The organism is Catenulispora sp. EB89 (assembly GCF_041261445.1).
Lineage (GTDB): Bacteria > Actinomycetota > Actinomycetes > Streptomycetales > Catenulisporaceae > Catenulispora.
The window spans coordinates 112,037-137,001 of the sequence record NZ_JBGCCU010000007.1; the positions used below are offsets into that span (position 1 = coordinate 112,037).

The 24,965-nt window shown below is 71.8% G+C and carries 19 protein-coding genes; 16 read left to right on the top strand and 3 right to left on the bottom strand.

The features are described from left to right. Positions 1–106: 106 nt before the first annotated feature. Together ABH920_RS17105 and ABH920_RS17110 are read left to right on the top strand one after the other, a co-directional pair. A complete protein-coding gene (locus ABH920_RS17105; protein WP_370349986.1) occupies positions 107–1,699 on the top strand; it encodes a DNA polymerase Y family protein in 1,593 nt (530 codons plus the stop codon). A gap of 33 nt (positions 1,700–1,732) precedes the next feature. Continuing rightward, the gene (locus tag ABH920_RS17110; protein ID WP_370349987.1) at positions 1,733–5,095 is read left to right on the top strand and encodes an error-prone DNA polymerase; all 3,363 of its coding nucleotides are present in this window, start codon (positions 1,733–1,735) and stop codon (positions 5,093–5,095) included. A gap of 17 nt (positions 5,096–5,112) precedes the next feature. Here the strand turns inward: ABH920_RS17110 and ABH920_RS17115 are convergent, their stop codons facing one another. Continuing rightward, positions 5,113–5,901 carry an arylamine N-acetyltransferase gene (locus ABH920_RS17115; protein WP_370349988.1) on the bottom strand — a complete coding sequence of 263 codons (789 nt, stop codon included), beginning with the start codon at positions 5,899–5,901 and terminating at the stop codon, positions 5,113–5,115. 158 nt (positions 5,902–6,059) lie between these two features. On the opposite strand from ABH920_RS17115, the gene ABH920_RS17120 reads away from it, so the two are divergent. From ABH920_RS17120 to ABH920_RS17165, 10 genes are all read left to right on the top strand, one after another. Further along, the gene (locus ABH920_RS17120; protein ID WP_370349989.1) at positions 6,060–7,259 is read left to right on the top strand and encodes an MFS transporter; all 1,200 of its coding nucleotides are present in this window, start codon (positions 6,060–6,062) and stop codon (positions 7,257–7,259) included. Positions 7,260–7,307: 48 nt separating this feature from the next. Continuing rightward, positions 7,308–9,584, top strand: a complete 2,277-nt coding sequence (locus ABH920_RS17125) for a glycoside hydrolase N-terminal domain-containing protein (RefSeq protein ID WP_370349990.1) — start codon at positions 7,308–7,310, stop codon at positions 9,582–9,584. Positions 9,585–9,632: 48 nt separating this feature from the next. Beyond that, positions 9,633–11,318 (top strand): peptide-N4-asparagine amidase, encoded by a 1,686-nt coding sequence (locus ABH920_RS17130; RefSeq protein WP_370349991.1) that lies wholly within the window; start codon positions 9,633–9,635, stop codon positions 11,316–11,318. A 234-nt stretch (positions 11,319–11,552) separates the two neighbouring features. Further along, on the top strand, positions 11,553–12,359 hold the full coding sequence (locus ABH920_RS17135) for an ArsR/SmtB family transcription factor (protein WP_370349992.1): 807 nt from the start codon (positions 11,553–11,555) through the stop codon (positions 12,357–12,359). A 115-nt stretch (positions 12,360–12,474) separates the two neighbouring features. Next, complete coding sequence (locus ABH920_RS17140; protein WP_370349993.1) at positions 12,475–12,891, top strand: acyl-CoA thioesterase; 417 nt, start codon at positions 12,475–12,477, stop codon at positions 12,889–12,891. 78 nt (positions 12,892–12,969) lie between these two features. Further along, positions 12,970–13,167, top strand: coding sequence for a hypothetical protein (locus ABH920_RS17145; RefSeq protein WP_370349994.1), 198 nt, complete (start codon positions 12,970–12,972; stop codon positions 13,165–13,167). Between the two features lie 271 nt (positions 13,168–13,438). After that, positions 13,439–13,624 (top strand): chaplin, encoded by a 186-nt coding sequence (locus ABH920_RS17150; protein ID WP_370350284.1) that lies wholly within the window; start codon positions 13,439–13,441, stop codon positions 13,622–13,624. 286 nt (positions 13,625–13,910) lie between these two features. After that, a complete protein-coding gene (locus tag ABH920_RS17155; protein ID WP_370349995.1) occupies positions 13,911–14,975 on the top strand; it encodes a chaplin in 1,065 nt (354 codons plus the stop codon). A gap of 272 nt (positions 14,976–15,247) precedes the next feature. Then, positions 15,248–16,066 carry a rhomboid family intramembrane serine protease gene (locus ABH920_RS17160; RefSeq protein WP_370349996.1) on the top strand — a complete coding sequence of 273 codons (819 nt, stop codon included), beginning with the start codon at positions 15,248–15,250 and terminating at the stop codon, positions 16,064–16,066. Positions 16,067–16,124: 58 nt separating this feature from the next. Then, a complete protein-coding gene (locus ABH920_RS17165; RefSeq protein WP_370349997.1) occupies positions 16,125–18,482 on the top strand; it encodes a pyruvate dehydrogenase in 2,358 nt (785 codons plus the stop codon). Here ABH920_RS17165 and ABH920_RS17170 read toward each other — a convergent pair. Continuing rightward, positions 18,451–19,362 (bottom strand): YhjD/YihY/BrkB family envelope integrity protein, encoded by a 912-nt coding sequence (locus ABH920_RS17170; protein ID WP_370349998.1) that lies wholly within the window; start codon positions 19,360–19,362, stop codon positions 18,451–18,453. The two genes, ABH920_RS17165 and ABH920_RS17170, sit on opposite strands and share 32 nt — an antisense overlap. A gap of 105 nt (positions 19,363–19,467) precedes the next feature. On the opposite strand from ABH920_RS17170, the gene ABH920_RS17175 reads away from it, so the two are divergent. The 4 genes from ABH920_RS17175 (at position 19,468) to ABH920_RS17190 (ending at position 23,063) form a co-directional block, all read left to right on the top strand. Beyond that, positions 19,468–20,307, top strand: coding sequence for an enoyl-CoA hydratase/isomerase family protein (locus ABH920_RS17175; RefSeq protein ID WP_370349999.1), 840 nt, complete (start codon positions 19,468–19,470; stop codon positions 20,305–20,307). Between the two features lie 86 nt (positions 20,308–20,393). Next, complete coding sequence (locus ABH920_RS17180; protein ID WP_370350000.1) at positions 20,394–21,155, top strand: PIG-L deacetylase family protein; 762 nt, start codon at positions 20,394–20,396, stop codon at positions 21,153–21,155. 35 nt (positions 21,156–21,190) lie between these two features. Further along, positions 21,191–22,057: an SDR family oxidoreductase gene (locus tag ABH920_RS17185; protein ID WP_370350001.1), complete on the top strand. Its 867-nt coding sequence runs from the start codon at positions 21,191–21,193 to the stop codon at positions 22,055–22,057. A 274-nt stretch (positions 22,058–22,331) separates the two neighbouring features. Beyond that, a complete protein-coding gene (locus ABH920_RS17190; protein WP_370350002.1) occupies positions 22,332–23,063 on the top strand; it encodes a uracil-DNA glycosylase in 732 nt (243 codons plus the stop codon). A gap of 26 nt (positions 23,064–23,089) precedes the next feature. Here ABH920_RS17190 and ABH920_RS17195 read toward each other — a convergent pair whose 3' ends face one another. Beyond that, complete coding sequence (locus ABH920_RS17195; RefSeq protein ID WP_370350003.1) at positions 23,090–24,934, bottom strand: glycoside hydrolase family 76 protein; 1,845 nt, start codon at positions 24,932–24,934, stop codon at positions 23,090–23,092. Between the last annotated feature and the right edge of the window lie 31 nt (positions 24,935–24,965).

The window sequence follows — 24,965 nt, forward strand, 5'->3', positions numbered from 1 at the left end:
TATACCTCGCGGTCGATATACCTCGGCGTCGAGGTATATCTGACCAGGCCCGAATCCGAACCGAACCAGACCCGAACCCACCCACCGTCCAAGAAAGGAGCCACCCGTGTCCGCCTACCCCGCCTACGCCCACCCCGCCGTCCCCGACCGCGCCCTGGCGGTGTGGTGCCCGGACTGGCCGGTGGTGGCGGTCGGCGCCGACCCCGACACCGCGGCGGCCGTCGTCGTCAAGGGCCTGATCGTGGCCAGCTCCTCGGCGGCGCGCGCCGAGGGGGTCCGGCGCGGGCAGCGTACGCGGGACGCGCAGCGCCTGGCGCCGGCGCTGATTCTCCACCCGCGCGACGAGGCCGCCGAGGCCCGGGCCTTCGAGCCGGTGCTGGCCGTGCTGGCCGACTTCACCCCGCGCTTCGAGGTGGTCCGGCCGGGTTTGGCGGCGCTGCCGTTGGACGGTCCGGCGCGCTACTTCGGGGGTGAGGACCTGGTGGTGCGGGCGATCCGGGACCGGGTCGGGGAGGCGGGGATCGGGGCCGGGGTGGGGGTCGCCGACGGGGTGTTCGCCGCGGCGCTGGCCGCGCGTACCGACACCCGCGTGGTGCCGGGGCGCACCGCGGAGTTCCTGGCGTCGTTCCCGACCACCGTGCTGGACCTGCCAGAGCTGGTCGACCCGCTGCACCGGCTCGGCGTGCAGACCCTGGGCCGGCTGGCCGAGCTGTCGGCGGACGCGATGGCCGGCCGCTTCGGCGCGGACGGCGTGGCGGCGCACCGGCTGGCCCGCGGGCTGGACGCGCGGCCGCCTGCGCCGCTGCGTCAGGGCCCTGACCTGTCCGTGGAGGCGGTCTTCGACCCGCCGGCCGACGGCTCGGAGCGGATCGTGTTCGCCGCCAAGGCGCTCGCCGACGAGCTGCACGCGGTGCTCGCGCAGGCCGGGGTGGCGGGGGTGCGGGTGGCGGTGGAGATCCACGGCAGCGCCGGTCCCGGTGCCGAGCCGGAGGTCTCCTACCGGTTGTGGCGGCACGAAGGGCTGCTGTCGAGCACGGCGGTCGCCGAGCGGGTGCGCTGGCAGCTGTCCGGATGGCAGACGAAGCTCCAGGCAGACGATCAGGTCTCTCATACGTTTGCCGCCGACCAGGGCATCACCCGCCTGCGCCTCATCCCCGACCACCTCGTCCCGGCCCGCGGCGTCCAGCCCGGCCTGTGGGGCGCGGACGAGGCCCCGGACCGCATCGCCCGCGCCGCCGAGCGCCTGCAGGCCATGTACGGCCCGAACGCCGTCACCCTGCCCGCCGACGGCGGTGGCCGCAGCCCGTCCGACCAGGGCGTCCGCACCCCCTACGGGGACCTGCCGCCGCCCGATCCGGGCCCGGAGCCCGCGCCCTGGCCGGCCGCGCTCCCGGCGCCGGCGCCCGCCGACGTCCCGCGCGAGCCGCGTCCGGCCGAGGTCGCCGACGCCGCCGGCGGCCCGGTCGGCGTCTCCGGACGCCTGCGGATCTCCGCCCGGCCGGTGCTGCTGACGCTGTCCGGGACCGGCGAGCGTCTCAGGATCCTGTCGTGGGCCGGGCCCTGGCCGCTGGCCGAGCGGTGGTGGGAGCCGGACGCGGCGGTGCGGCGGGCCCGGTTCCAGGCCGTCACCGCCGACGGCCGCGCCTGGCTGCTGATCGTGCAGGACGGCCGCTGGTTCGTCGAGGCGGTGTACGACTGATGGCAGTGGACGACTGATGGCGGTGTACGACTGATGGGCACCTTCAACCCGGTCATCACCTGGCGCGAGCTGGAGAAGCGCCTGGCCTGGGGCCGCTACGGCGAGGCCGTGCCGGCGGCTTCGGAGCCGGAAGCGGACGCCGCGACGGCCCCGGGGCCCCGCCGCACCGCCAAGCTCGACCCGCCCTACGCCGAACTCCACGCACACTCCCACTTCTCCTTCCTCGACGGCGCCTCCAGCCCCGCCGAACTGGTCGCCGAGGCCGCCCGGCTGGGCCTGCACGGCCTGGCCGTCACCGACCACGACGGCTTCGCCGGCGCCATGCAGTACAAACAGGCCGCCGAGGACGCCGACCTGGCCACGGTCTTCGGCGCCGAGCTGTCGCTGGAGCTGACCGCGGCGCGCACCGGCGTCACGGATCCGGCGGGCAGCCATCTGCTGGTGCTGGCGCGTGGGGCTGAGGGCTACCGGCGGTTGTCGGCGGCCATCGGCAAGGCGCAGTTGGCGGGGAAGGAGAAGGGCAAGCCGGTCTACGTCGTCGACGATCTGGCCGAGGCGGCGGGTGAGGGGGACTGGACCATCCTGACCGGCTGCCGCAAGGGCACTGTCCGCCAGGCTCTGGAGCGCCACGGCTTGAACGAGGCCGGCTTCGAGGCGGCCGATGCGCAACTCAGGAAGCTGATGGACTTGTTCGGCTCCGACCGCGTCGTGGTCGAGCTTACCGACCATGACCAGCCCCTGGACGACGCCCGCAACCGCCTGCTGGCCCGCCTGGCCGCTCGCCACGCGCTGCCGACCGTGGCCACCGGCAACGTCCACTACGCCCGCCCCGCCGACTATCGCCTGCACACCGCGATGTCCGCACTCCGCGCCCGCCGCACCCTGGCCGAGATGGACGGCTGGCTGCCCGGAGCGCCCACTGCCTACCTGCGCAGCGGCGTCGAAATGCTCGCGCGATTCCCCGTGCACGAGTTCGGCCAGGCCGTGGTCCGCAGCGCCGAGCTGGCCGCCGACCACGCCTTCGACTTCAAGACCATCGAGCCGCAGCTGCCCGACTACCCGGTCCCCGACGGCCACACCGAGGCCAGCTGGCTCAGGCACCTGACATACCTCGGCGCGACCGAGCGCTACGGCCCGGAGAGCGGGAATCCCAAGGCCTATCAGCAGATCGCCTACGAGCTCGACGTCATCGAGGAGCTGAAGTTCCCCGGCTACTTCCTCATCGTCTACGACATCGCAGAGTTCTGCCGCACCCACGGCATCCTGGCCCAGGGCCGCGGCTCGGCCGCCAACAGCGCGGTCTGCTTCGCCCTGGGCATCACCAGCGTCGACTCCGTCCGGCACGGCCTGGTCTTCGAGCGCTTCCTGTCCCCGGTGCGCGACGGGCCGCCGGACATCGACGTCGACATCGAGGCCGGGCGGCGGGAGGACGTGATCCAGCACGTCTACGCCAAGTACGGACGCGACCGCGCGGCCATGGTCTGCAACGTCATCACCTACCGCGCCCGGCTGGCGCTGCGCGACTCGGCGCGCGTCCTGGGCTACTCGCCGGGCACCGTCGACGCCTGGGCCGGCAGCATCGGGCCGCACGAGGGCGTCCCGGACGGCTCGCAGGACGTCCCCGAGCAGGTGCTGGAGCTGGCCGGGCAGTTGCAGCGCCGGCCCCGGCACCTGGGCATCCACAACGGCGGCATGGTGATCGTGGACCGGCCGCTGGCGCAGGTGGTGCCGATCGAGTGGGCCCGCCGCGAGGGGCGCACCGTCCTGCAGTGGGACAAGGACGACTGCGCGGCCGCCGGGCTGGTGAAGTTCGACCTGCTGGGCCTGGGCATGCTCGGCGCGATCCACGAGGCGCTGGACCTGATCGCCGAGCACCACGGCACCCGGCTGGGCCTGCACGACCTCCCGCAGGACGGGGACCCGGAGGCGGAGGCGGTCTACGAGATGATCCAGGACGCCGACACCGTCGGGGTGTTCCAGATCGAGTCGCGCGCGCAGATGTCGACGCTGCCGCGGCTGAAGCCCAGGACGTTCTACGACCTGGTGGTCGAGGTGGCGCTGATCCGCCCGGGGCCGATCCAGGGCGGCGCCGTGCACCCGTACCTGCGGCGGCGCAACGGCGACGAGGAGGTCACCTACCCGCACGCGGCGCTGGAGCCGGTGCTGCGGCGCACGCTGGGGGTGGTGCTGTTCCAGGAGCAGGCGATGCAGATGGCGATCGCGGCGGCCGGGTTCAGCGCCGCCGAGGCCGACCGGCTGCGGCAGGCCATGGGCTCCAAGCGCTCGCCGGAGCGGATGGCCGAGCTGCGGGGGCGGCTGCTGGCCGGGATGGCCGAGCGCGGCATCACCGGCGAGGTCGCCGAGGACATCTACGCCAAGCTGCACGCCTTCTCAGGGTACGGATTCCCCGAGTCGCACTCGGTGTCGATGGCCTACATCGTGTGGTGCAGCTGCTACCTGAAGCGGTACTACCCGGCCGCGTTCACCGCCGCGCTGCTGAACAACCAGCCGATGGGCTTCTACAGCCCCGGCTCGCTGATCACGGACGTGCGGCGGCACGGGGTGCAGGTGTTGCGGGTCGACGTGAACGCCTCCGGGGCCAAGGCCACGTTGCAGAGCCCTGATCCGCCGCACCGGAACGGCTCCGGGTCGCGAGGCCGGCGCCGGCACCGCCACGCCTCGCCGATCCCGCAGCCGGCCATCCGCCAGGGCCTGAGCAGCGTGCGCGACCTGGGCGACGACGCGGCCGAGCGGGTGGTCGCCGAACGCGAGGCCGCGGGGCCGTTCACCGGCGTCGAGGACTTCATCGTGCGCACCGGCCTGTCCCGCTCGGCGCTGGAGGCGCTGGCCACCGCCGGGGCCTTCGGCGGCCTCGGTCTGGACCGCCGAGAGGCACTCTGGACGGCCGGAGCGCTGGCCGGCACCACCGCCGGACACCTGCCGGGCACCGCCCCGGGCACGACGGTCCCGGAGCTGGACCCCCTCACCCCGGTCGAGGTCACCCTGGCCGACCTGTGGGCCACCGGCACCACCCCGGAGGACCACCCGATCGGCCACCTCCGGCCCCGCCTGGCCCTGCGCGGCGTGACCCCCGCCGCCGAACTGCGCACCGCCCGCAACCGCAGCCTGGTCCGGGTCGCGGGGCTGGTGACGCACCGCCAGCGGCCGCCGACCGCGCACGGCACCTGCTTCCTGAGCATGGAGGACGAGACCGGCCTGATCAACGTGATCTGCCCGCCTCCGGTGTGGGAGGCGCAGCGCCGCGTGGCGCTGGAGCACGGGGCGCTGCTGATCCACGGGACGCTGGAGCGGACCGACGGGGCGGTGAACGTGGTGGCCGGGCGGATCGAGGCGCTGCGGGCGGGGGTGGGGCGGAAGGCTCGGGATTTCCGGTGAGGGGCGACTTCCCTTGGTCAGCTGAGGGTGGGGACGGCCGCCAGCTCGATCCCGAACAAGTCCCGATAAGCCGCCAGCACCGCCGCGTCGTCCTTCAGCACCCGCTCGCGCTTGCCGTCGGCGTCCGTCACCAGCAGCCTGCGGCCGGTCAGCGTCACCCGGCCGTCCGGGGTCGGCAGCGAGCACATCAGGTTCCGCCGGAACAGCGACGTCGGCGCCGTGACCTGCCACCAGCGGCCCATCTCGAAGTCCGCCAGCGCCAGGGTGCGCGGGTCGACGCGGTACTCCGGTGCGCCGTTGAGCAGTACGTCGAGGTGGCCGTCGGCGCTCTCCACGAGCTGGAACGTCCCGAACGGATCGCGCTGCTCCCCGCGCTCGGCGTAGCGCAGCGGCAGCTCGCTGTGCTTGCCGAAGCCGACGTCGGCCAGCCACACCCCGCCAGCCGCGTCGGTGACCCGCAGGGCCAGGTGGTCCAGGGGCCGGTTGGTGAACGCGCCGAGTTCCGCAGAGTACGTACGCGCCGCCAGCCGGTCCACGCCGAACCCGACCGCCTCCAGCAGAGCCGCGAACAGGCCGTTCAGCTCGTAACAGAAGCCGCCGCGCCGCCGGGTCACGATCTTGTCGACCAGCGCGTCCAGCTCCAGCGAGATCTCCTCGTCAAGGTGGATGCTCAGGTTCTCGAAGGGGATCGTCATCACGTGCGCGCGATGCAGCAGTTGCAGCGTGTCGACGTCCGGCTTCAAGGGGCCGGTCACGCCGACACGGTCGAGGTAGGCGGCGATCTGCTCCGCGCTCAGCTCCGGCATGGCTCATTTCTGCCAGCTTTCACACGTTGTCGCAAGGTCTGGTCATGCCCGAAACCGACTATTGACCCCTACGCCGAATATGAGAACATGCGTGGCGTAGGCAACCCCTGCCCCGAACGCGGCTGGATCGTTCGGCCGTTTCGACACAAGGATCCCCCTTGGGCTACCTCGCTCTCCTCCGCCTACCCTTCATCACCCGCCTGCTCACCGGCTCCCTCATCGGCCGCCTCCCCGGCGGGATGTCCATCCTCATGATCCCGCTGGCCCTGCGCCGCTCCGGCATGGACTACGGCTTCGTCGGCATCGCCTCCGGCACCCTCGCGGTGTCCGCCGCGGTCGGCGGCCCGGTCCTGGGCCGCCTCGTGGACCGGGTCGGGCAAGTCAGGGTCCTGGTTCCGTCCGCCGCGGCCTCCGGCGTCGGCTTCGCGATCCTCGCGCTGGCTCCGGGGAACCGGCCGACCGTGCTGCTCGGCGTGGTGCTGGCCGGGGCCGCCGCGCCGCCGCTGGAGCCGTGCATCCGCATCCTGTGGCCCTCGCTGGTGCCGGCCGAGGGCCTGGCCTCGGCGTACTCGCTGGACTCCGCCGCGCAGGAGCTGATCTTCGTCTCCGGGCCGCTGGTCGTCGCCGGCTGCGTGGCCTGGGCCTCGCCGGTGGCGGCGCTGTGGCTGGGCGCGGCGCTCGGGGCGATCGGCGTGCTGGTGGTCGCGACCACCCGGCCGGTGCGCGGCTGGCGTCCGGAGCCGCGCGCGGCGCACTGGCTCGGGCCGCTGCGCAGCCCCGGCCTGGTGGTGCTGCTGACCTCGCTGATCGGTCTGGGCATCGCGATCGGCACGCTGAACGTCGTGCTCGTCGACTACGCCGAGCACCACAGGTTCCCAGGCGGCGCCGGCACCCTGATGGCGATCAACGCCTTCGGTTCGCTGATCGGCGCTCTCGTCTACGGCTCGCGCAAGTGGCGCGGCTCGGCCACCGGCCACCTGCTCGCGCTGCGCCTCGGCCTCGGCGCCGCCTACGCCCTGCTGCTCCTGGTCCCGGCGCCGCCGCTGATGGTGGCGATCATGGTGGTCTCCGGCGTCTGCTTCGCGCCGTCGCTGACCGTGCTGTTCATGCTCACCGGGGAGTTCGCCCCGGCCGGCACCGCCACCGAGGCCTTCGCCTGGCTGATCACGCTGTTCCAGGTCGGCGCCGCCACCGGCGCGGCGATCAGCGGCTTCGTGATCGCGCACGCCGGCCTGTCCGCCGCGGCCGTGACCGCCGTGGCCGGCATCGGCGCCGCGGTGCTCGTCCAGGTCGCGGGCCGCCGCTACCTGCACCAGCCGGAGACCGGGGGCCCGGTCGAAACTCCGGTATACGCCTGACAAGACTGCATGGCAGGGGGCGTCGTCCAGACGGCAGGATCGCGGACCATGGAACACCTGCTGTGGTACGACGCCCCGGCGACCGACTGGGAACGCGAGGCGCTGCCGATCGGGAACGGCCGGATCGGCGCGATGGTCTTCGGCGGGATCGCCGCCGAGCGCGTCCAGTTCACCGAGAAGACGCTGTGGACCGGGGGACCGGGGCACCCCGGCTACGACCACGGCGACTGGCGCGAACCCCGGCCCGGCGCGCTGGAGGAGGTGCGGCGCCGGATCGAGGAAGAGGGCTTCCTGCCCAAGGCGACCGTCACCGAACTGCTCGGGCAGCCCAAGACCGGCTTCGGCAACTTCCAGAACTACGGCGACCTGATCATCGAGTTCCCGACGCTGAACACCGGCGTCCAGGACTATCGCCGCACCCTCGACATCTCCGACGCCCTTGCCGGCGTCACCTTCGAGGCCGACGGCGTGCGCCACCACCGCGAATACTTCGTCAGCCACCCGGCCGGCGTCCTCGTCGGCCGGCTGGCCGTCGACCGGCCCGGCGCCCTCGACTGCGTCCTGCGCTACGAACCGGGCATCGACGAGGTCACCGTCACCACCGAGGACGCCGCGATCGTCGTCCACGGCGCCCTGCCCGACAACGGCCTGCGCCACGCCGCCCGGATCCAGGTGATCGCGGAAGGCGGCCGCGTCACCGCGCATCAGGGCCCCGGCACCGCGTACGAAGGCTGCCTCACCGTCGAAGGCGCCGACCGGATCGTCGTCATCCTGGCCGCCGCGACCGACTACGCCGCCGCCTATCCCGCCTACCGCAACGGAATCGACCCGTCCGGACCGGTCGCCGACGCCGTCGCCAAAGCCGCGGCCACCGCCTACGAAGACCTGCACGCCGCGCACGTCGCCGACCACAGCGCCCTGTTCGACCGCGTCGTCCTGAACCTCGGCGGCAGCCTGCCGGAGGACGTCCCCACCGACCGCCTCCAGGCGGCCTACGGCACGCCGGACTCGACCCCGGACGCCGACCGCGCCCTGGAGCAGCTGTTCTTCGACCACGGCCGCTACCTGCTCATCGCCTCCTCCCGCCCCGGAAACCTGCTGCCGGCGAACCTGCAGGGCGTCTGGAACGCCTCGCCGACGCCGCCGTGGTCCGCCGACTACCACGTCAACATCAACCTGCAGATGAACTACTGGCCGGCCGAACCGTGCGCGCTGGGGGAGTGCGCCGAGCCGCTGTTCGACTTCATCGAGGCGTTGCGCGAGCCCGGCCGGGTCTCGGCGCGCACGGTGTTCGGCACCGAAGGCTGGGTGGTCCACAACGAAACGAACCCGTTCGGCTTCACCGGCGTGCACGACTGGCCGGATGCGTTCTGGTTCCCCGAGGCCGCGGCCTGGCTGTGTCTGCACCTGTGGGAGCACTACCAGTTCACGATGGACGAGGACTTCCTGCGGGAGCGCGCGTATCCGGCGATGATGGAGGCCGCCGAGTTCTGGCTCGCGAACCTGCGCCGGGACCCCCGCGACGGCAAGCTCGTCGCGAACCCGAGCTTCTCCCCGGAGCAGGGCGAATACACGGCCGGCGGCTCGATGGCGCAGCAGATCGTGCACGGGCTGTTCGACACCGCGGTCGTCCTCGCCGGCAGGTACGAGCTGGACACCGATCGCTGGGATCGGCTCAAGAACGCCTGCGAGGACCTGGACCCCGGCCTGCGCGTCGGCTCCTGGGGCCAGTTGCAGGAGTGGAAGGAAGACCTCGACGACCCGCAGAACCAGCACCGCCACGTCTCCCAGATGTACGCGCTGCATCCCGGCTCGGCCATCGACGGCCGGTACGACGAGGAGTTCGCCGCGGCGGCGCGGACCACTCTGAACGCCCGCGGCGACGGCGGGACCGGCTGGTCGAAGGCCTGGAAGATCAACTTCTGGGCGCGGCTGCGCGACGGCGACCGCGCACACCGGCTGCTCGCCGAACAACTCGCCGGCAGCACCCTGCCGAACCTGTTCGACACCCACCCGCCGTTCCAGATCGACGGCAACTTCGGCGCCACGGCCGGCATCGCCGAGATGCTGGTGTCCAGCGAGCTCGGGGAGATCGAGATCCTGCCGGCGCTGCCCGCGGCCTGGCCGACCGGCTCGGTGAGCGGCCTGCGGGCGCGCGGCGGCGTCCGCGTCGACATCGCCTGGGCCGACGGGAAGGCCACGGAGCTCTCGCTGACCGCCGACCGCGACACGACGCTGCGGATCCGCTCGTCCCTGTCCGACCCTCAGGCACAGACCGAACTGGAAGCCGGACGCACCCTCACATGGAAAGAAGAGATCAAATAAGGGATCCAGCTCTTGTGTCGAGCAAGGGCCCGCGCCAGGGTGTCAGCCATGTGGAGACCCCTGGTTCTGGCCGCAGCCGCGGCCATGTTCGTCGCCGGCACGCTCGCGGGCACCGCCGCGGCCGCCGCGCCGACGGTGGAGATCAACTATCAGAACCCGGTGACGGCGCTGCCGCCGATCGCGCGGCCGGACACCCCGAGCTGCACGGTCACGGCCATGCAGCACGACTTCGCCAACAGCTACGGCCAGCCCTTCGTCGGCACCCTGACACCGCCGGCGGCCTGCCCCGGACCGTGGTCGAAGGTGGTGCTGGACTGGTCCGGCAACGCCGCCGGGCGGCAGTACGACCGGCTGGCGGGGGTGTGGATCGGCGGCTCGGAGGTGTTCCGGACCAGCACCCCCGAACCGGATCCGGCGGGCATCAGCTGGCACGTCGACCAGGACATCTCAGCGTTCATCCCGTTGCTGCGGACGCCCCAGCCGGTGGTGGTGGACCTGGGGAACGTCGTGAACAGCACGTACACCGCCACGTATCACATGACGATGACCGTGACGTACTACCAGGCCGACAAGCACAACCCGCAGGCCGCGCACAGCGATGTCGTCGTGCCGATCTCGCAGAGCACGTCGGCGGCCGGCTGGTACAGCCTGACCAAGGGGCAGACCGCGAGCGCCACGGTGACGCTGCCGCGGAACACCGAGAGCGCTGATCTGCAGCTGTACGCGCGCGGCGGCGGGTGTGAGGAGTTCTGGTACTCGAACGTGCCCGACTCCTACGCCGCGTCGCACTCCAGCGAAGGACTTTGCGGCGGCGGAACGTACCGCGAGGTGCAGGTCCTGGTCGACGGCAAGCCGGCCGGGACCGCGCAGCCGTTCCCGGTGATCTACACCGGCGGTGTCAGTCCGCTGATGTGGCGGCCGATCCCGAGCATCGACGCGTTCCGGACCCAGCCGTACGACCTGGACCTGACGCCGTTCGCCGGGGTGCTGGCCGACGGCAAGCCGCACACCGTGACCCTGGTGCCGCCCTCGGACATCAGCGACACGTGGCTGATGGACGGCAGCCTGTTCGTGAACGTCGACGCCGGCTCGGCGCAGACCTCCGGCGCGGTCACGCAGGACACGATCACGCCGTCGCCGGACGTGAACTACACGGTCGCGACGCAGTCCGACGGCAGCGACCTGATCACCGCGGCGGTGACGCGGGACTGGACCGTCGCCGGCTACGTCGACACCTCGCACGGCCGGATCACCACGAGCGTGGTGCGGCACAGCGCGTACTCGAACTCCGACGACGTCGCGCAGGCCGGCGCGGTACAGACCGTGAAGCAGCGGGACTCCGGCTGGACCCAGACCACCACCGGTCGCGGTCCGGGGCTGGGGAACCGGCAGGTGCGCAACGACAGCTGGTCGTACCCGATCGACATGAGCAGCACCTACGTGCCGGGGGCGAACTCGGACTCGTACACCGCCGACGGGCAGGTCAGCGTCACGCGCCAGCTGACCAGCACCGAGACCGACCACGGCGACGCGTGGAAGCCGATCTCAGCGGTCGACGACCATGTGCAGGCCAAGGGGAGTCTGCAGCGCGTGAACGGTGTGGTGACGGCGGCGGACGGTTCGGACTCCGAGCTGTACGTCGGCGCCGACCGGTCCGGGTGCTACGGGCACTACATCGCCGCCGACCACGGCTACGTGACGCAGGACTTCCGGACGGGGTGCTTCGGCAAGTAGGCGAGTAGGCGAGTAGGCGAGTAGGCGAGTAGGCGAGTAGGCGAGTAGGCGAGTAACAGGGTAGTTCGGGCTCCGAACCGAGATCAGATCGTGGGGCTGGGGCCAGGCCGAGGCGGCCTGGTCCGGGCCCCACGATCTTTCTTTCACCTTGACATGCAGCCTTTCGGCTGCCTAAATTAAAGGCAGCCGAAAGGCTGCATATCGAAGCTCGGCGGACCGGAGGTGTGGGCGGGCATGGACGACGCGCTCGACGACGTGTTCAAGGCGCTGGCCGACCCGAGTCGGCGCGCGCTGCTCGACACGCTCAACGCCCGCAACGGGCAGACGCTGCGTGAGCTGTGCGCCGGCCTGGAGATGGCCCGGCAGTCCGTCAGCAAGCACCTCGCGGTGCTGGAGGAGGCCGGGCTGGTGACCACCGTGTGGCGGGGCCGCGAGAAGTTGCACTACCTCAACGCCGCTCCCGTGCACGAGATCGCCCACCGCTGGATCAGCCGCTTCGACCAGGCCAGGGTCCAAGCCCTGGCGGACCTGAAACTCGCCTTGGAGGAGACCCCGATGGACGCCCCGACCTTCGTCTACACCACCTACATCCGCACCACTCCGCAGAAGCTCTGGCAGGCCCTGACCGAGCCCGCCTTCACCCAGCGCTACTGGTCCACGGAGTTCACCACCGACTGGCAGGTCGGCTCGCCGATGACCTGGGACAACCACGGCGTCGTGATCACCGACCCGGAGCAGGTCGTGCTGGAGGCCGAGCCCTACAGCAAGCTCTCCTACACCTGGCACTCCGTCACCCCGGAGCTGGCCAAGCGCTTCGAGTGGGACGACGAGACGCTGGCCAAGCTCTCCGCCGAGGCCCGCTCGAAGGTCACCTTCACCATCGACGAGGAAGCCGGCCAGGTGGTGAAGCTGACCGTCGTGCACGACGGCTTCGACCCGGGGTCGAAGTTCGCCGAGATGGTCAGCCACGGCTGGCCGGCCGTGGTGGCGAGCCTGAAGTCGCTGCTGGAGACCGGCGAGCCGCTGTCGGAGGGGAACTGAAGCTACCGGCGGGTAACATATCAGGGGCGATCACTATGATCGCCCCTGATGCACGTCCGCGTACATATCCGCCCAGCGCCACCGCACGCTGCACACGCCCAGCAAGGAGACGACCATGGTCTTCTCGGTCCCCGTCACCGTCCGAGGCTACGAACTCGACACCCAGGGCCACCTCAACCAGGCCGTCTACCTCCAGTACTCCGAGCACGCACGCTGGGAACTGCTCCGCGCGGCCGGCATCCAGCAGAACGACCTGATCGCCGGCGGCATCGGCCCGGTCGTCCTCGAGCTGAACGTCAAGTTCCTGCGCGAGCTGCGCGGAGGCGAGGAAGTGGACGTCACCTGCGAGCTCGCCTGGGCCGAGGGCAAAGTCTTCCAGTTCAAGCAGCAGGTCCTGAAGAAGGACGGCACAGTCTGCGCCGACATCATCGTGGTCGGCGGCATCCTGGACCTCCAGGCGCGCAAGCTGGTCCCGAGCCCGGCCGAGCGGCTGGCGGCGGTGGCGAGCGATCCGGCGCTGTTGGGGATCTGAGGGGCGGGGCTTCGGGCGGCGAACGTTGTCGGGGGCTTCTGGTCTCATCGGAGGGTGAGTGTCACAGGGGTTTGGATCGTGACGGTGGCCGCGGACGAGGAGCGCGACGCCGGCCCGCGCCGCGAGGAGCTGATCGAGCGCGCCAGCCGGTGGCTCGCCCTCGCCGCCGACGGTTCGGCGTTCGATGGGGCGGAGATGGTGGACGGAGTCGTCCGGGTCTTTCGCCGCGCCGCCGAACAGCGCCTCGGCGTCACCGCTGTCTCGGCGTTCTTCTGACCAGCGCTCCTCTGGCCGATCCCCGTCGCCGGGCCGGCCGCGGGCCAGGCGCCGCGCCCCGCGTCGCCGCCCGGTTTGTCGTCCAACCACTCACAAGTCGGACCTTCACCAGATCGGTTGATCGGCGGTCGCTGGGCGTTTCGCCCGGTGACAGGTGGTCGTTTCTCCGGACGAGCGGCACGTGATCGGTGCCGCCGCTACACAGGAGGAAGTACCAGTGCTGAAGACCAAGAAGATCGCCGCGCTCGTCGCCGCCACCGGCGGTCTGGTGATGGCCGGGGCCGGCATGGCCAGCGCCGAGGCCACCGCCCACGGCTCCGCCCAGGACTCCCCGGGCATCGTCTCGGGCAACACGATCCAGGTTCCGGTGCAGGTGCCCGTGAACGCCTGCGGCCTCACCGTGAGCGTCATCGGCATCCTGGACCAGGCGTTCGGCAACACCTGCGTCAACGGCTGACAGGCTGCGCGGCGCGCGGTGGGCGGTGGGCGGCCCCGAGGATCCCTGGCGGGTTCTCGGGGCCGCCCCTTTTCGCGCTCTGAGGGCGGTCGTTTCCGTCCCGGGGCGGGCCCTGCGCGCGCGCCGACGACCAGCTGCGCGCAGGGTTGCCCCCGGGGTGCCGGTATTCACTCGTACGAACGATTCCGGGTTTAGTCGGAAAAACCTCCCGCAATCCGCCTCGTTAGCTGGATAGGTCTATCGGCTCGTCTGAAGTAACGACAGACGGAACAAGGCAGGGGCTTTCATGCAATCGCAAGTGAAGCGGCGGATCGTTTTCGGGCTCACCACCGGCGGGCTGCTCGCCACCGGCGGCGCCGGGTTCGCGCACGCGGACGCCTCGAGCGCCGGCTCCGGCGACTCCGGCACCACCACCGCCGGCTCCCCCGGCATCCTCTCGGGCAACACCATCCAGATCCCGGTGGACATCCCGATCAACGTCTGCGGCGTGACGGCGAACGTGATCGGCCTGCTCAACCCGGCGGCCGGCAACCACTGCTCGAACGACGGCGGTGCCACCGCGGGCGGCGTGACCGCCGGCGGCAGCGGCGGCGCCACGGCCGCCGGCAGCTCGGTCGGCTCGCCCGGGATCCTGTCCGGGAACACCATCCAGGCGCCGGTGCACGTCCCGGTCAACGTCTGCGGCGACTCGGTGAACGTGGTCGGCGTCGGCAACGGCGCCAAGGACAACCACTGCCACAACGGCGGCGGTGCGACGACCGGCGGCAGCGGCGGCGCGACCGCGGTCGGCAGCTCGGTGGGCTCGCCCGGGATCCTGTCCGGCAACACCGTGCAGGTCCCGGTCGACGTCCCGGTCAACCTCTGCGGCGACACCGTCAACGTGGTCGGTGTCGGCAACGGGGCCAAGGGCAACCACTGCCACAACGCCGGCGGCTCGGCCACCGGCGGTTCGACCGGCGGCGCGACCGCGGTCGGCAGCTCGGTCGGCTCGCCCGGGATCCTGTCCGGGAACACCGTTCAGCTGCCGATCTCCGTGCCGGTCAACGCCTGCGGCGACTCGGTGAACGTGGTCGGCGTCGGCAACGACGCCAACGGCAACGCGTGTGCGAACAACACGCCGTCCACGCCCCCCACCACGACCACCCCGCCGCCGACCACCAGCACCCCCGGCGGCTGGGTCGCCCCGCACACCACCGGCGCCGAGACCGGCAGCGCGGTCCCGGCGGCCGCGACCACCGGCATGCTCGCGCACACCGGCGCGGACGCCCTGATGCTGGCGCCGATCGGCGCTGCGCTGATGGGCGGCGGCACGTTCATGTACCGCAAGTTCAAGCCGGCCCGCACGCGCTAGGTTCCGGCCGCGCCGGGGCCTGATCGTCGATACCCGCCGACACCCATCGATACCTGCCGATATCCACCGACAGGCGTCCCCGGATATCGGCAGGTATAAAGAGGTAAGTAGTGCGTCCGGGGCTCGGGTCCGTCAGGGATCCGGGCCCCGTCCGCACCACGTTCCCGCGCTTTTCATCGCCTTCTCAGCGGGAAGCTGCACAGTGCTGCTGTGTCTTGGGAATACAAGCACCAAGCGCGAGCACTGATCGGGTGACAAGGAGAAGCGAAGCGATGAGGACCGGCTGGATCGAACTCGCCGCCATTCCGGCGGTGCTGCTGGTCGTGTATCTCCTGCGCACCAACACCTGGGCCAGCCGCCACGTGCGCAGCGTCTGGAACTGGCTCAAGGCCTGGGCGAAGCTGGCGCCGTTCACCACCGTGCTCTCGCTGCTGGTCGCGGTGCACGCCTGGATGCTGATCGGGCTGTCCCCGCGGCTGCGCGACGAGGTCCTGCTGACGCACTCCACCACGCTGGCCCACCTGAAGAAAGAGCCGCTGACCGTGCTGTTCGGCTCGGCGATGTGGACCGACGTCAACGAGCTCGTCTTCATGGCCCTGACCGCCTTCATCTACCTGGCGCCGCTGGAGCGCTGGATCGGCACCTGGCGCACCGTGCTGGCGTTCCTGGCCGGCCACATCGGCGCCACGCTCCTGATAGCGCTGTGGATCGAGGAGACGGTCGTCCTGACCCCGGAGCAGGACCGGGTCTACGCCCGCACCATCGACGTCGGCATCAGCTACGGCGCCTACGCCTGCGCCGCGCTGCTGGCCTACCGGCTGCGCTGGCCGTTCCGGCTCTCGGTGTGGTCGCTGATGTTGGCCTACCTGCTCTACCAGGCCTCGCTGAAGAACTTCGACGCGGCCATCGACTACACCCCGCTCGGGCACCTGGTCGCGTTCGGCATCGGGCTGTGCCTGTACCCGCTGACCAGGACCAACCGCGCCCGGGAGCGAAGACACGATCCCTGGATCAGAATCTCCCGCCCGACCTCGGAGTTTCCGGCAGCCGAGCCGACGTCCGATAATGAGGCCACGAGCCTGGCGCGGTGACCCCGTGAAGCCGGGCGTGTGACAACGACGTCCGCCCCCGAACCGCGAGGGATGCGCCATGCCCGCAGCCGTTCCCCTGACCGACCCGACGACCCCCGCCGACCTGGCCGCGCTGAACGAGATCCAGCAGCGCGTCCTGTGGCTGGCCACCCGGATCGTCGACGCCGCCAACCACGACCGCGCCACCGGCGACGGGGTCAAGGTCGGCGGCCACCAGGCCTCCTCGGCCTCCCTGGTCACCGCGATGACCGCGCTCTACTTCCGCTACCTGGGCCCGGACGACAAGGTCTCGGTCAAGCCGCACGCCTCCCCGGTCTTCCACGCCATCCAGTACCTGCTTGGCGAGCTCGACGCCGGCTACCTCACCAAGCTGCGCGCCTTCGGCGGCCTGCAGTCCTACCCGAGCCGCACCAAGGACCCCGACCGCGTCGACTTCTCCACCGGCTCGGTGGGCCTGGGCCCGGCCGCGCCGCTGTTCGCCGCCGCCGCGCGCCGCTACGTCGACGCGCACTTCGGCGCCCGGCCGCGCTCCCGCTTCGTGGCCCTGCTCGGCGACGCCGAACTGGACGAGGGCAACGTCTGGGAGGCCATCGCCGACCCCGCGTGCGCGGGCCTGGGCGAGGTCATGTGGATCGTCGACTTCAACCGGCAGTCCCTGGACCGCGTGGTCCCCGGCATCCGCGAGGGCCAGCTGCGCCTGCAGTTCGAGGCCGCGGGCTGGCACGTCGTCGAGGTCAAGTACGGCCGCCGGCTGCAGGCGGTCTTCGACCGGCCCGGCGGCGGCGCGCTGAAGGCCTGGATCGACGCCATGCCCAACGAGCGCTACCAGTCGCTGTTCGGCCTGGACGGCGCGCGCCTGCGCTCGGCGTTCCTGGAAGGCGCCCCGCCGGAGGTCGCCCCGCTGATCGCGGTGGTCCCCGACGACGACCTCGGCGCCCTGCTCACCGACCTCGGCGGTCACGACCTGACCGCGATGCTCGACGCCTACGCCGCGTGCGACGCCGTCACCGACCGGCCGAGCGTGGTCTTCGCCTACACGGTGAAGGGCTGGGGCCTGCCGATCGCCGGCAACCCCCGCAACCACTCCGCGCTGCTGAGCACCGAGCAGATCGCGGTCCTGCGCGCGGCCCAGGGCCTGACCGAGGCCACCGAGTGGGACCGCCTGTCCCCGGACACCGCCGCCGGCCGCCTGGCCGCGGCCCGCGCCGAGCAGTTGAAGCGGCCGCTGCCCACCGCGCACCCGGCGATCCCGGTCCCGGCCCAGGTCGAGACCCGCTCCCCGGCCAAGCCGACCTCCACCCAGGAGGCCTTCGGCCGCCTGGTGTCCGGCCTGGCCCGCACCCCGGAGGTGGCGCGGCACCTGGTGACCACGGCGCCGGACGTGGCGACCTCGACGAACCTGGCCGGGTTCATCAACAAGTTCGGCGTGTTCGCCCCGGCCGAGGTGCAGAACTACACCGCCGCCGACTCCCCGGTGCGCTGGACCGAATCGCCGTCGGGGCAGCACATCGAGCTGGGCATCTCCGAGATGAACCTGTTCCTGCTGCTGGGCCAGCTCGGCCTGGCCTGGGACCTGTCGGACCAGCCGCTGCTGCCGATCGGGACGGTGTACGACCCCTTCGTCTGCCGCGGCCTGGACGCGTTCATCTACGGGACCTACTCCGGCGCGCGCTTCCTGATCGCCGGCACGCCCTCCGGCGTCACCCTGGCCCCCGAGGGCGGCGCGCACCAGTCCACGATCACCGCCTCGATCGGCCTGGAGCTGCCGAACGTGGTGTTCTCCGAGCCCGCCTACACCCGCACGCTGGACTGGGTGCTGTGCGACGCGCTGGCCCGGATGGGCCGCGGCGAGGCCGGCTCCTCGGCCTACCTGCGGCTCACCACTCGCCCGATCGACCAGGCCCCGTTCGAGGCCGCCCTGGCCCGGGTGGGGGAGGAGCGGCTGCGCGCGCAGGTGCTGGCCGGCGGCTACCGCCTGCACATCGCCGCCGAGCTGGAGTTCGCCGGCGCGCCGGTGGTGCACCTGGCGGCCTCCGGCGCGGTCCTGCCGGAGGTGCTGGAGGCCGCCGCCGAGCTGGCCTCCGAGGGTGTCGCGGCGCACGTGGTCGACGTGACCAGCCTGGACCGGCTGTACACCGGCTGGCGGCGCTCGCTACAGCAGGACTACCGCAGCGCCTCCGGCCCGCGGCGGCCGTCGGTGCTCAAGGAGCTGTTCCCGGGGCGCGCGCCGATCGTCACCGTGCACGACGCCGCCTCGCACGCGATGGCCTGGCTGGGCTCGGCGGTCGGGGTGCCGGCGGTGCCGCTGGGCGTGGACAGCTTCGGCCAGTCCGGGACCGTGGCGGACCTGTACGCGCAGCACGATCTGGTGCCCGGCGCGATCGTCAACGCGGCGCTGGCTGCGCTCGCGCTGTGATGAGCTGAATCTGCTGGTTCCTGTGGGCCGTCGAGGGATCTTCCTCGGCGGCCCACAGCGTCAGCGACAGGTGGACGCGGATCACGATGCTGACCCACACCATCAGGCCGACGAAGTCGATGACGATGCCGTAGGGGTTGGACGCGGTGTGGCGGACGATCTCCTGCGCGGCGGCGGACATCACGGCGGTGCACAGGCCGGTCGCGGCGGCGCTGAGCCACAGGTCCTTGGTGGCCGGGGCGCCGCCGAGGCGTCGGCACAGCTGGTGGCTGATGACGGTGAACAGCGCCGTGCCCAGTGCGAGGAGCACGATGGAGGCGACGAGTGTCGCCAGGGTTTGCCAGCTCGCGCCGGAGTGGTGCCAGCGCACGCGCAGGCGGCCCCAGCTCATGCCGGAGACGGCGAAGCCGAGGAACATCAAGGGGATCGCGGCCAGGGCGGCGACGGTGTCGCGGACACCGCGGCGCCACGGGACCGGGTCGTCCTCGGTGCCCCAGATGGTGCGTTGGGCCCGGGCGAGGGTGTTCATCCAGGCCCAGGCGCCGTACAGGACGCCCATCGTGCCGATGATCGAGGTGGTGGCGGTGAGCAGGGCGTGGGCCTGGGCGTTGAACAGGGAGCTGACGTCCTGGACCGGGATGCCGATGGTCTTGGCCAGGTTCTGGTCGGCGTTCTTGTAGCGGTGGGGGTGGCGCTGGGCCAGCCAGGCCAGGCCGAGATAGCCGAGGACGAGGACCGGCAGCAGTGACAGGGTGCTGTAGTAGACCACGGCGCTGGCCGCATCGCGCAGGTCGATGCGGTAGTAGCGGGAGTAGGCGGCGAGGGCTCGGCCGGTGTGGGGGGCTCTGCGCAGGGCGCTTTGGGCGTCGCGGATCTTCACACGCGAGCGTTCTAATGACACGCAGGTCAGGAAACTGTATGCGGTGGCCCTTCCAGCTGCGACACGCCGTTGGGTAATCTGACGTACCGTCAGATGGGAGCGCCGATGTTCCGGACCGAACCGGCTTTGCCGGAGCAGGAGTGGCAGCTGCGGCTGGAGATCGGCGACTCGCCCGATGGGGTCGCCACTCTTGTCCTGGACCGCCCGGAGAAGCTGAACGCTTGGAGCTGGGAGGCCTCGCGCCAGTTGGCGCGGATCGCGACCCGGATCCGGTTCGACGACCGCATCAGGGTCCTGGTGGTACGCGGATCCGGCCGGGCTTTTTGCGCCGGCGTGGACCTCGGGCTGCCCGAGGACCGCATCACCGGCCGCTCGGACGCCGAACGGGCCCGCAACTTCGCCGAGGGCCTGCGGTGGGTGCACGAGCAGTTCCGGGCTTTCGCTACACTGCCGCAGCCGATCGTGGCGGCCGTGCACGGCTACTGCCTCGGCTTCGGCTTCGAACTGGCCCTGATGTGCGACATCCGGCTGGCCGCCACCGATGCGGTGTTCGCCCTGCCCGAGGCCACGATCGGGATGGCGGTCGACGCCGGCGGCGAGATGCGCCTGGCCCGCGACGCCGGCAGCGGCTGGGCGAAGCTGCTGGCGCTGACCGGCCGGCGTATCGATGCGGCGACGGCGGCCCGGATCGGCGTGGTGCAGGACGTGCTCGCGCCGGAGGAGCTACTGCCGGCGGCTTACGCGCTGGCGGGGGAGATCGCGACGAACGCACCGCTGGCGGTGCAGGCGATCAAGCGGTCGGTGGACGCGTTCGCCGATCGCGGGCTCGCCGAGGCGATGGCGCAGGCGGCGCTGCTGGCGGCGACGACGTTCGTGTCGCAGGACGCGCCGGTGGGGTATGCGGCGAAGGCGGCTCGGCGGGCGGCGGAGTTCGAGGGGAAATGAGGGGGCCGGCCGGGCAGGTCGCCGTGGGTCGGCGTCCGGGTGAATCGCTTCGCAACCGCTGTGGTTGCGCTCGGCGTCCTCCCGGCATGTCTACTCCTAAGACTGTCGTCGCCTTCCATGCCCACCCCGACGACGAGGTGCTGCTTACCGGCGGGACGCTCGCGCGCCTCGCCGCCGAGGGGCACCGCACGGTCGTCGTCGTGGCCAGCGACGGCGCCATGGGCGACGCCACCGAGCCTGGCGCGCTGGTGCGGCTCGACGAGCTGCGGGCCAGTGCGCGGGTGCTCGGCGTGGCACGCGTGCACCACCTCGGCTACGCCGACAGCGGCCACGGCGCGATTCTCTACCCCGACCCTCCGGACCGGCCGCGGTTCATGCGCGCGCCGGTTGAGGAGGCGGCGCGGCGGTTGGCCGCCGTCATCGAGGAGGAGCGTGCCGATCTGCTCCTCAGCTACGACGCCGCCGGGGGCTACGGGCATCGCGATCACGTGCGGGTGCACGAGGTCGGGGCGCGTGCCGCCGAGCTGACCGGCGTGCGCGTGCTGGAGGCGACGGTGCCGCGCGAGCCGGTGGTGCGGCTGGGCAAGGCGCTGCAGGCGGTGCGGGTTCTGCGGCGCTACGACTTCTCCGACGCCAGCTGGTTCGGCAGCCCGCGTGCGGCCATCACACACCGGTACGACGTGCGCCGGTACGCCGGGGTGAAGCAGGCAGCGCTCGCCGAGCACCGGACGCAGCTGGGGAAGGGGCGGGGCGGACTGTTCCACCGCATGTTGGTCCGGATGCCGACGCCGCTGTTCGCCGCGCTGCTCGGGCGCCGTGAGTGGTACGTCGAACCGCGGCGCGACTGAGTGTTGTGTTTGCCTCTTCCTCCTTAAGGAGCCCCATGTATCCCGGCCTCCCCGAACCGCCCCCGCCCGGCACCGCGATGCTCCCGCCCGGCGCGTTCGCCGGCGTCACGGTCTTCATCACCGGCGGCGGCACGGGCCTGGGCCGCGCGATGGCGGCGGAGTTCGCCCGCTGCGGCGCCGCCGTCGCCATAGCCAGCCGCGACGCCGGGCACCGGGAGCGGGGCGTCGCGGAGGTGCGCTCGGCGGGCGGCGCGGCCATCGGCGTGCCCTGCGACGTGCGCGACCCGGCGGCCATCCGCGCGGCCTTCGACGCCGCCGAGGAGGCGCTCGGACCGGTGACGGTGCTGGTCAACAACGCCGCCGCCAACTTCCCCATCGCCGCCGCAGACTTGTCGCCGAACGGCTGGCGCGCCGTGACGGACATCGTCCTGGACGGCACCTTCCTGTGCTCCCAGGAACTCCACCGCCGCTGCACAACCCGCCAAAGCCCCGGCGCCATCCTCAACATCCTGGCAACCCAGGCCCTCACCGGCGGCCCCGGCATGTCCCACGCCGCCGCGGCCAAAGCCGCCGTCGGCAACCTGACGAAGTCCCTGGCCGTCGAATGGGCCCCCGACGGCATCCGCGTGAACGCCCTGGCCCCCGGCCTGTTCCCGCACGAGGACATGCGCGAGGACCTGAAGGCCCTCCGCCCCTCGCCCGACACCGACGCCACCCGCCAACCAGCCCTCCGCACCGGCCGCCGCCACGAACTCGGCTGGGCCGCGACCTACCTGTGCTCCCCCTACGCAGCCTTCCTCACCGGGCACACCCTGGTCATCGACGGCGGCAACCACCTGCGGCGCGACTTCGTGATGCCGCCGCACACACCGATCCGGGAGCAGCTGCCGCCGCGTGGGTAGCGGTTCGCACCGCAGACTTCGACCTTGCCGCCCGCGTGCCCCGCCGCTTGCCGGTTCACTGCGCCGAGTGCGATCGGCCCGGCCAAGGCTCTCGCGGCGGCATGCCTGCTCCGGCGCACCGCGTATCCCCGCCTACCGTGCGCGACGCCGGCCCTGCCGCACCCTTGTGTCAGCCGTGCTTCGCCGCCCTGCTCGTCGCATTCTTGGCTAGCGCCGCGCTGGCCCCCGCCTCACCCACCGCGCGCCCGGCCACCCCGGCCGGTAAGTTGCGCATGTGCAACCGAGCGAGCAGGCACCGGCCGCCCCGAACCTCGCCGTCCTCGACCGCGAGCTGTGCGACTGCCGGGCGTGTCCGCGGCTGGTCGCGTGGCGGGAGGAAGTCGGGCGGGTCAAGCGCAAGTCCTTCGCCGACGAGACGTACTGGGCGCGTCCCATTCCCGGCTTCGGGCCGGCGGATGCGCGGCTGCTCATCGTCGGGCTCGCGCCGGCGGCGCATGGCGGTAACCGGACTGGTCGCATGTTCACCGGCGATCGGTCCGGCGACATCCTCGTCGAGGCGCTGCATGCCCTCGGCCTGGCGAGCCAGCCGACCTCGGTTGCCGCCGACGACGGCCTGGAGCTGCGCGGCGTCCGCTTCACCGCCCCGGTGCACTGCGCGCCGCCCGACAACAAGCCCACGCCCGGCGAGCGCGACACGTGCCGGCCGTGGCTGGTGCGCGAGTTGGAGCTCATGCGGCCGAGTGTGCGGGCGATGGTGGTGCTCGGCGCGTTCGGCTGGCAGGCGCTGTTCCCGGCCATCGCCGCCGCCGGCTCCTGGACGGTCCCGAAGCCCCGCCCCGCCTTCGGGCACGCCACCCGCGTCGAGCTCGGCGCGGCCGACGGCGGCGCCGGCCTGGCGATCCACGGCTGCTACCACGTCAGCCAGCAGAACACCTTCACCGGACGCCTCACCCCGCAGATGCTGCGCGACGTGATCGGGGCCGCGGCCGCGGAGGCGGGTCTATAGCAAGGGCTACCGGGACCGCCAGCCGATCAAGGCGCCGCGTCCAAAGCCTCCAACCCGCTGGCCTGCGTCCGCCAATCGCTCACATTCGGGTTCGAACCCGACCCCTGCCCCGACCACCGCTCCCCGATCCGGTTCAGCGAGTCACGGTCCGAAGCCCACAGCGAACCCGTCTGAGCCTGAATGAACGAGCTGTAAGCACCCCCGACCGAGCCGTCCCCGTTCAGCTGCCCCAGGAACCGCATGAAGATCCCCTTGAACTGCTTCTGATTGTCATCGCACGTCGCGGTCAGCGCATCGCACGACTCCGTGAGCAGCCCGTTCGACACCAGTGTCGGCGAGTTCACCGCCGAATCCGCCAGATACCGCGCCTCGCTCAGATCGCCGCCATCGCCGGTGGCCCGGTACATCTCCTGCGCCGCCCCGATAGCCAGCCCCTGGTTGTACGTCCAGACCGTCTGCCCGTTGTTCGTGCACGAACTCGTCAGCCCGTCGTTAACCAGTCCCGACCCGTTGATCAGCCCGCTGGACCGGAACCAGTTCCACGCCGTCGTCGCCTGCGCCAACCAGGCCGTGTCGCCCGGAATCCGGTTGTGCAGCGCGGCCGTCAGGTCCACATACAGCGCGTTCGTCACCGAGTTCTTATACGTCTTCTGCGTGTTCCACCAGACGCCGCCCCCGCAGCTGCTCGTGTCCCACAGGGAACTGACATAGTTCATGATGGTGACGGCCTCGTTGAGATACGTCTGGTTCCCCGTCAGGTCGTAAGCGTCGATCCAGGCCAATGCCCACCATTCGGTGTCGTCCGTGGCCTGGCTGATGAAGTCGCCCTGGATGGCGTCCGAACTCCGCGCCCCGGCCGGGAACGCCACCTTGTTGACCTGGAACGTCCGATCGACGATCCACTGGTACGACGTGTCCCCCGAAGCCCGCATGTAGTCGATCACCGACGTCAGCGCCACCGCCGAATTCCACCAGCTCGACGGCCACCACGCGGTGTACGGATCGTACGACCACATCAGCGCGTCGGCGGCGGCTCGCGTCGGCACGGCATCGGCGCGCGCCCACGACGTACAGCTCCCGTTCTGCCCGGTCACCGCACGCCCGCAGGCCCGCACCGCGCCGCCGTACAGCTTGCCGAGCGGATCGTCGATGTTGATCTCAGCAGTCTGAGTCCCCGTCGCACCGGACGGCGTGCTCACCCGCCCCTCGCTCGACCCGTCCGGCCACGTCGCCCCGCCGTCCCACGACCGGTCCATCCAGACCTCGTCCCCGGCCGCGCCGCCGGAGATCGACGCCCACGCCATGCCGCCGGAGTCGACGTGCAGCGCGATGTCGCGGCCGGCCAGCGTGGTGTCCGGCACCGGCGAGGTGTTCCCGGTCGAGCCGCCCGAGCCGGCGCCGTCACACTGTGCCGCGCACACCTGCAGGTGAACCCAGGCGGTGCACACCACGCCGTTCGCGTCACCGCAGGCCCGCACCACCGCGCGCCGGTGGTTCGACGGGTCGGCCATGTTGTACATCAGGGTTCGAGTACCGGTCCACGTGCTCGGGATCCACGCCTTCCCCAGCAGGCCGTCCCAGCTGCTGCCGGCGTCCCAGGACCGGTCGATCCAGACCGAGTCGTTGAGCTGGCCGTCGTCGATGCTGGCCCAGGCTATCCCGTCGACGTCGTCCACGTGCAGCTCGACCACGCGGCCGTTCACGTACACGTTCGGAGTCGGGAACGTCTCCTGCTGGGCCAGCGACGGATCGCGGGTGTCGCAGTACAGCGCGCACACGGTGGTCGCCGCGCCGGCCCGCGTCGGTGTCCCGAGCAGCAGCGGAGCCATCGCCGTGACCAGGGCCGTGATGAGAATCAGGATCCTGCGCATGCCGGGCACCTCCTGGGACGCCGGACTGGAA

Excerpts from the sequence above, each read along its gene's own strand:
- ABH920_RS17140 (WP_370349993.1), top strand. The coding sequence starts at position 12,475 with ATGGTCTTCTCGGTCCCCGTCACCGTCCGAGGCTACGAACTCGACACC.
- ABH920_RS17185 (WP_370350001.1), top strand. The coding sequence starts at position 21,191 with ATGTATCCCGGCCTCCCCGAACCGCCCCCGCCCGGCACCGCGATGCTC.
- ABH920_RS17115 (WP_370349988.1), bottom strand. The coding sequence starts at position 5,901 with ATGCCGGAGCTGAGCGCGGAGCAGATCGCCGCCTACCTCGACCGTGTC.
- ABH920_RS17155 (WP_370349995.1), top strand. The coding sequence starts at position 13,911 with ATGCAATCGCAAGTGAAGCGGCGGATCGTTTTCGGGCTCACCACCGGC.
- ABH920_RS17125 (WP_370349990.1), top strand. The coding sequence starts at position 7,308 with ATGGAACACCTGCTGTGGTACGACGCCCCGGCGACCGACTGGGAACGC.
- ABH920_RS17110 (WP_370349987.1), top strand. The coding sequence starts at position 1,733 with ATGGGCACCTTCAACCCGGTCATCACCTGGCGCGAGCTGGAGAAGCGC.
- ABH920_RS17130 (WP_370349991.1), top strand. The coding sequence starts at position 9,633 with ATGTGGAGACCCCTGGTTCTGGCCGCAGCCGCGGCCATGTTCGTCGCC.
- ABH920_RS17175 (WP_370349999.1), top strand. The coding sequence starts at position 19,468 with ATGTTCCGGACCGAACCGGCTTTGCCGGAGCAGGAGTGGCAGCTGCGG.
- ABH920_RS17165 (WP_370349997.1), top strand. The coding sequence starts at position 16,125 with ATGCCCGCAGCCGTTCCCCTGACCGACCCGACGACCCCCGCCGACCTG.
- ABH920_RS17150 (WP_370350284.1), top strand. The coding sequence starts at position 13,439 with ATGGCCGGGGCCGGCATGGCCAGCGCCGAGGCCACCGCCCACGGCTCC.
- ABH920_RS17160 (WP_370349996.1), top strand. The coding sequence starts at position 15,248 with ATGAGGACCGGCTGGATCGAACTCGCCGCCATTCCGGCGGTGCTGCTG.
- ABH920_RS17180 (WP_370350000.1), top strand. The coding sequence starts at position 20,394 with ATGTCTACTCCTAAGACTGTCGTCGCCTTCCATGCCCACCCCGACGAC.
- ABH920_RS17135 (WP_370349992.1), top strand. The coding sequence starts at position 11,553 with ATGGACGACGCGCTCGACGACGTGTTCAAGGCGCTGGCCGACCCGAGT.
- ABH920_RS17195 (WP_370350003.1), bottom strand. The coding sequence starts at position 24,934 with ATGCGCAGGATCCTGATTCTCATCACGGCCCTGGTCACGGCGATGGCT.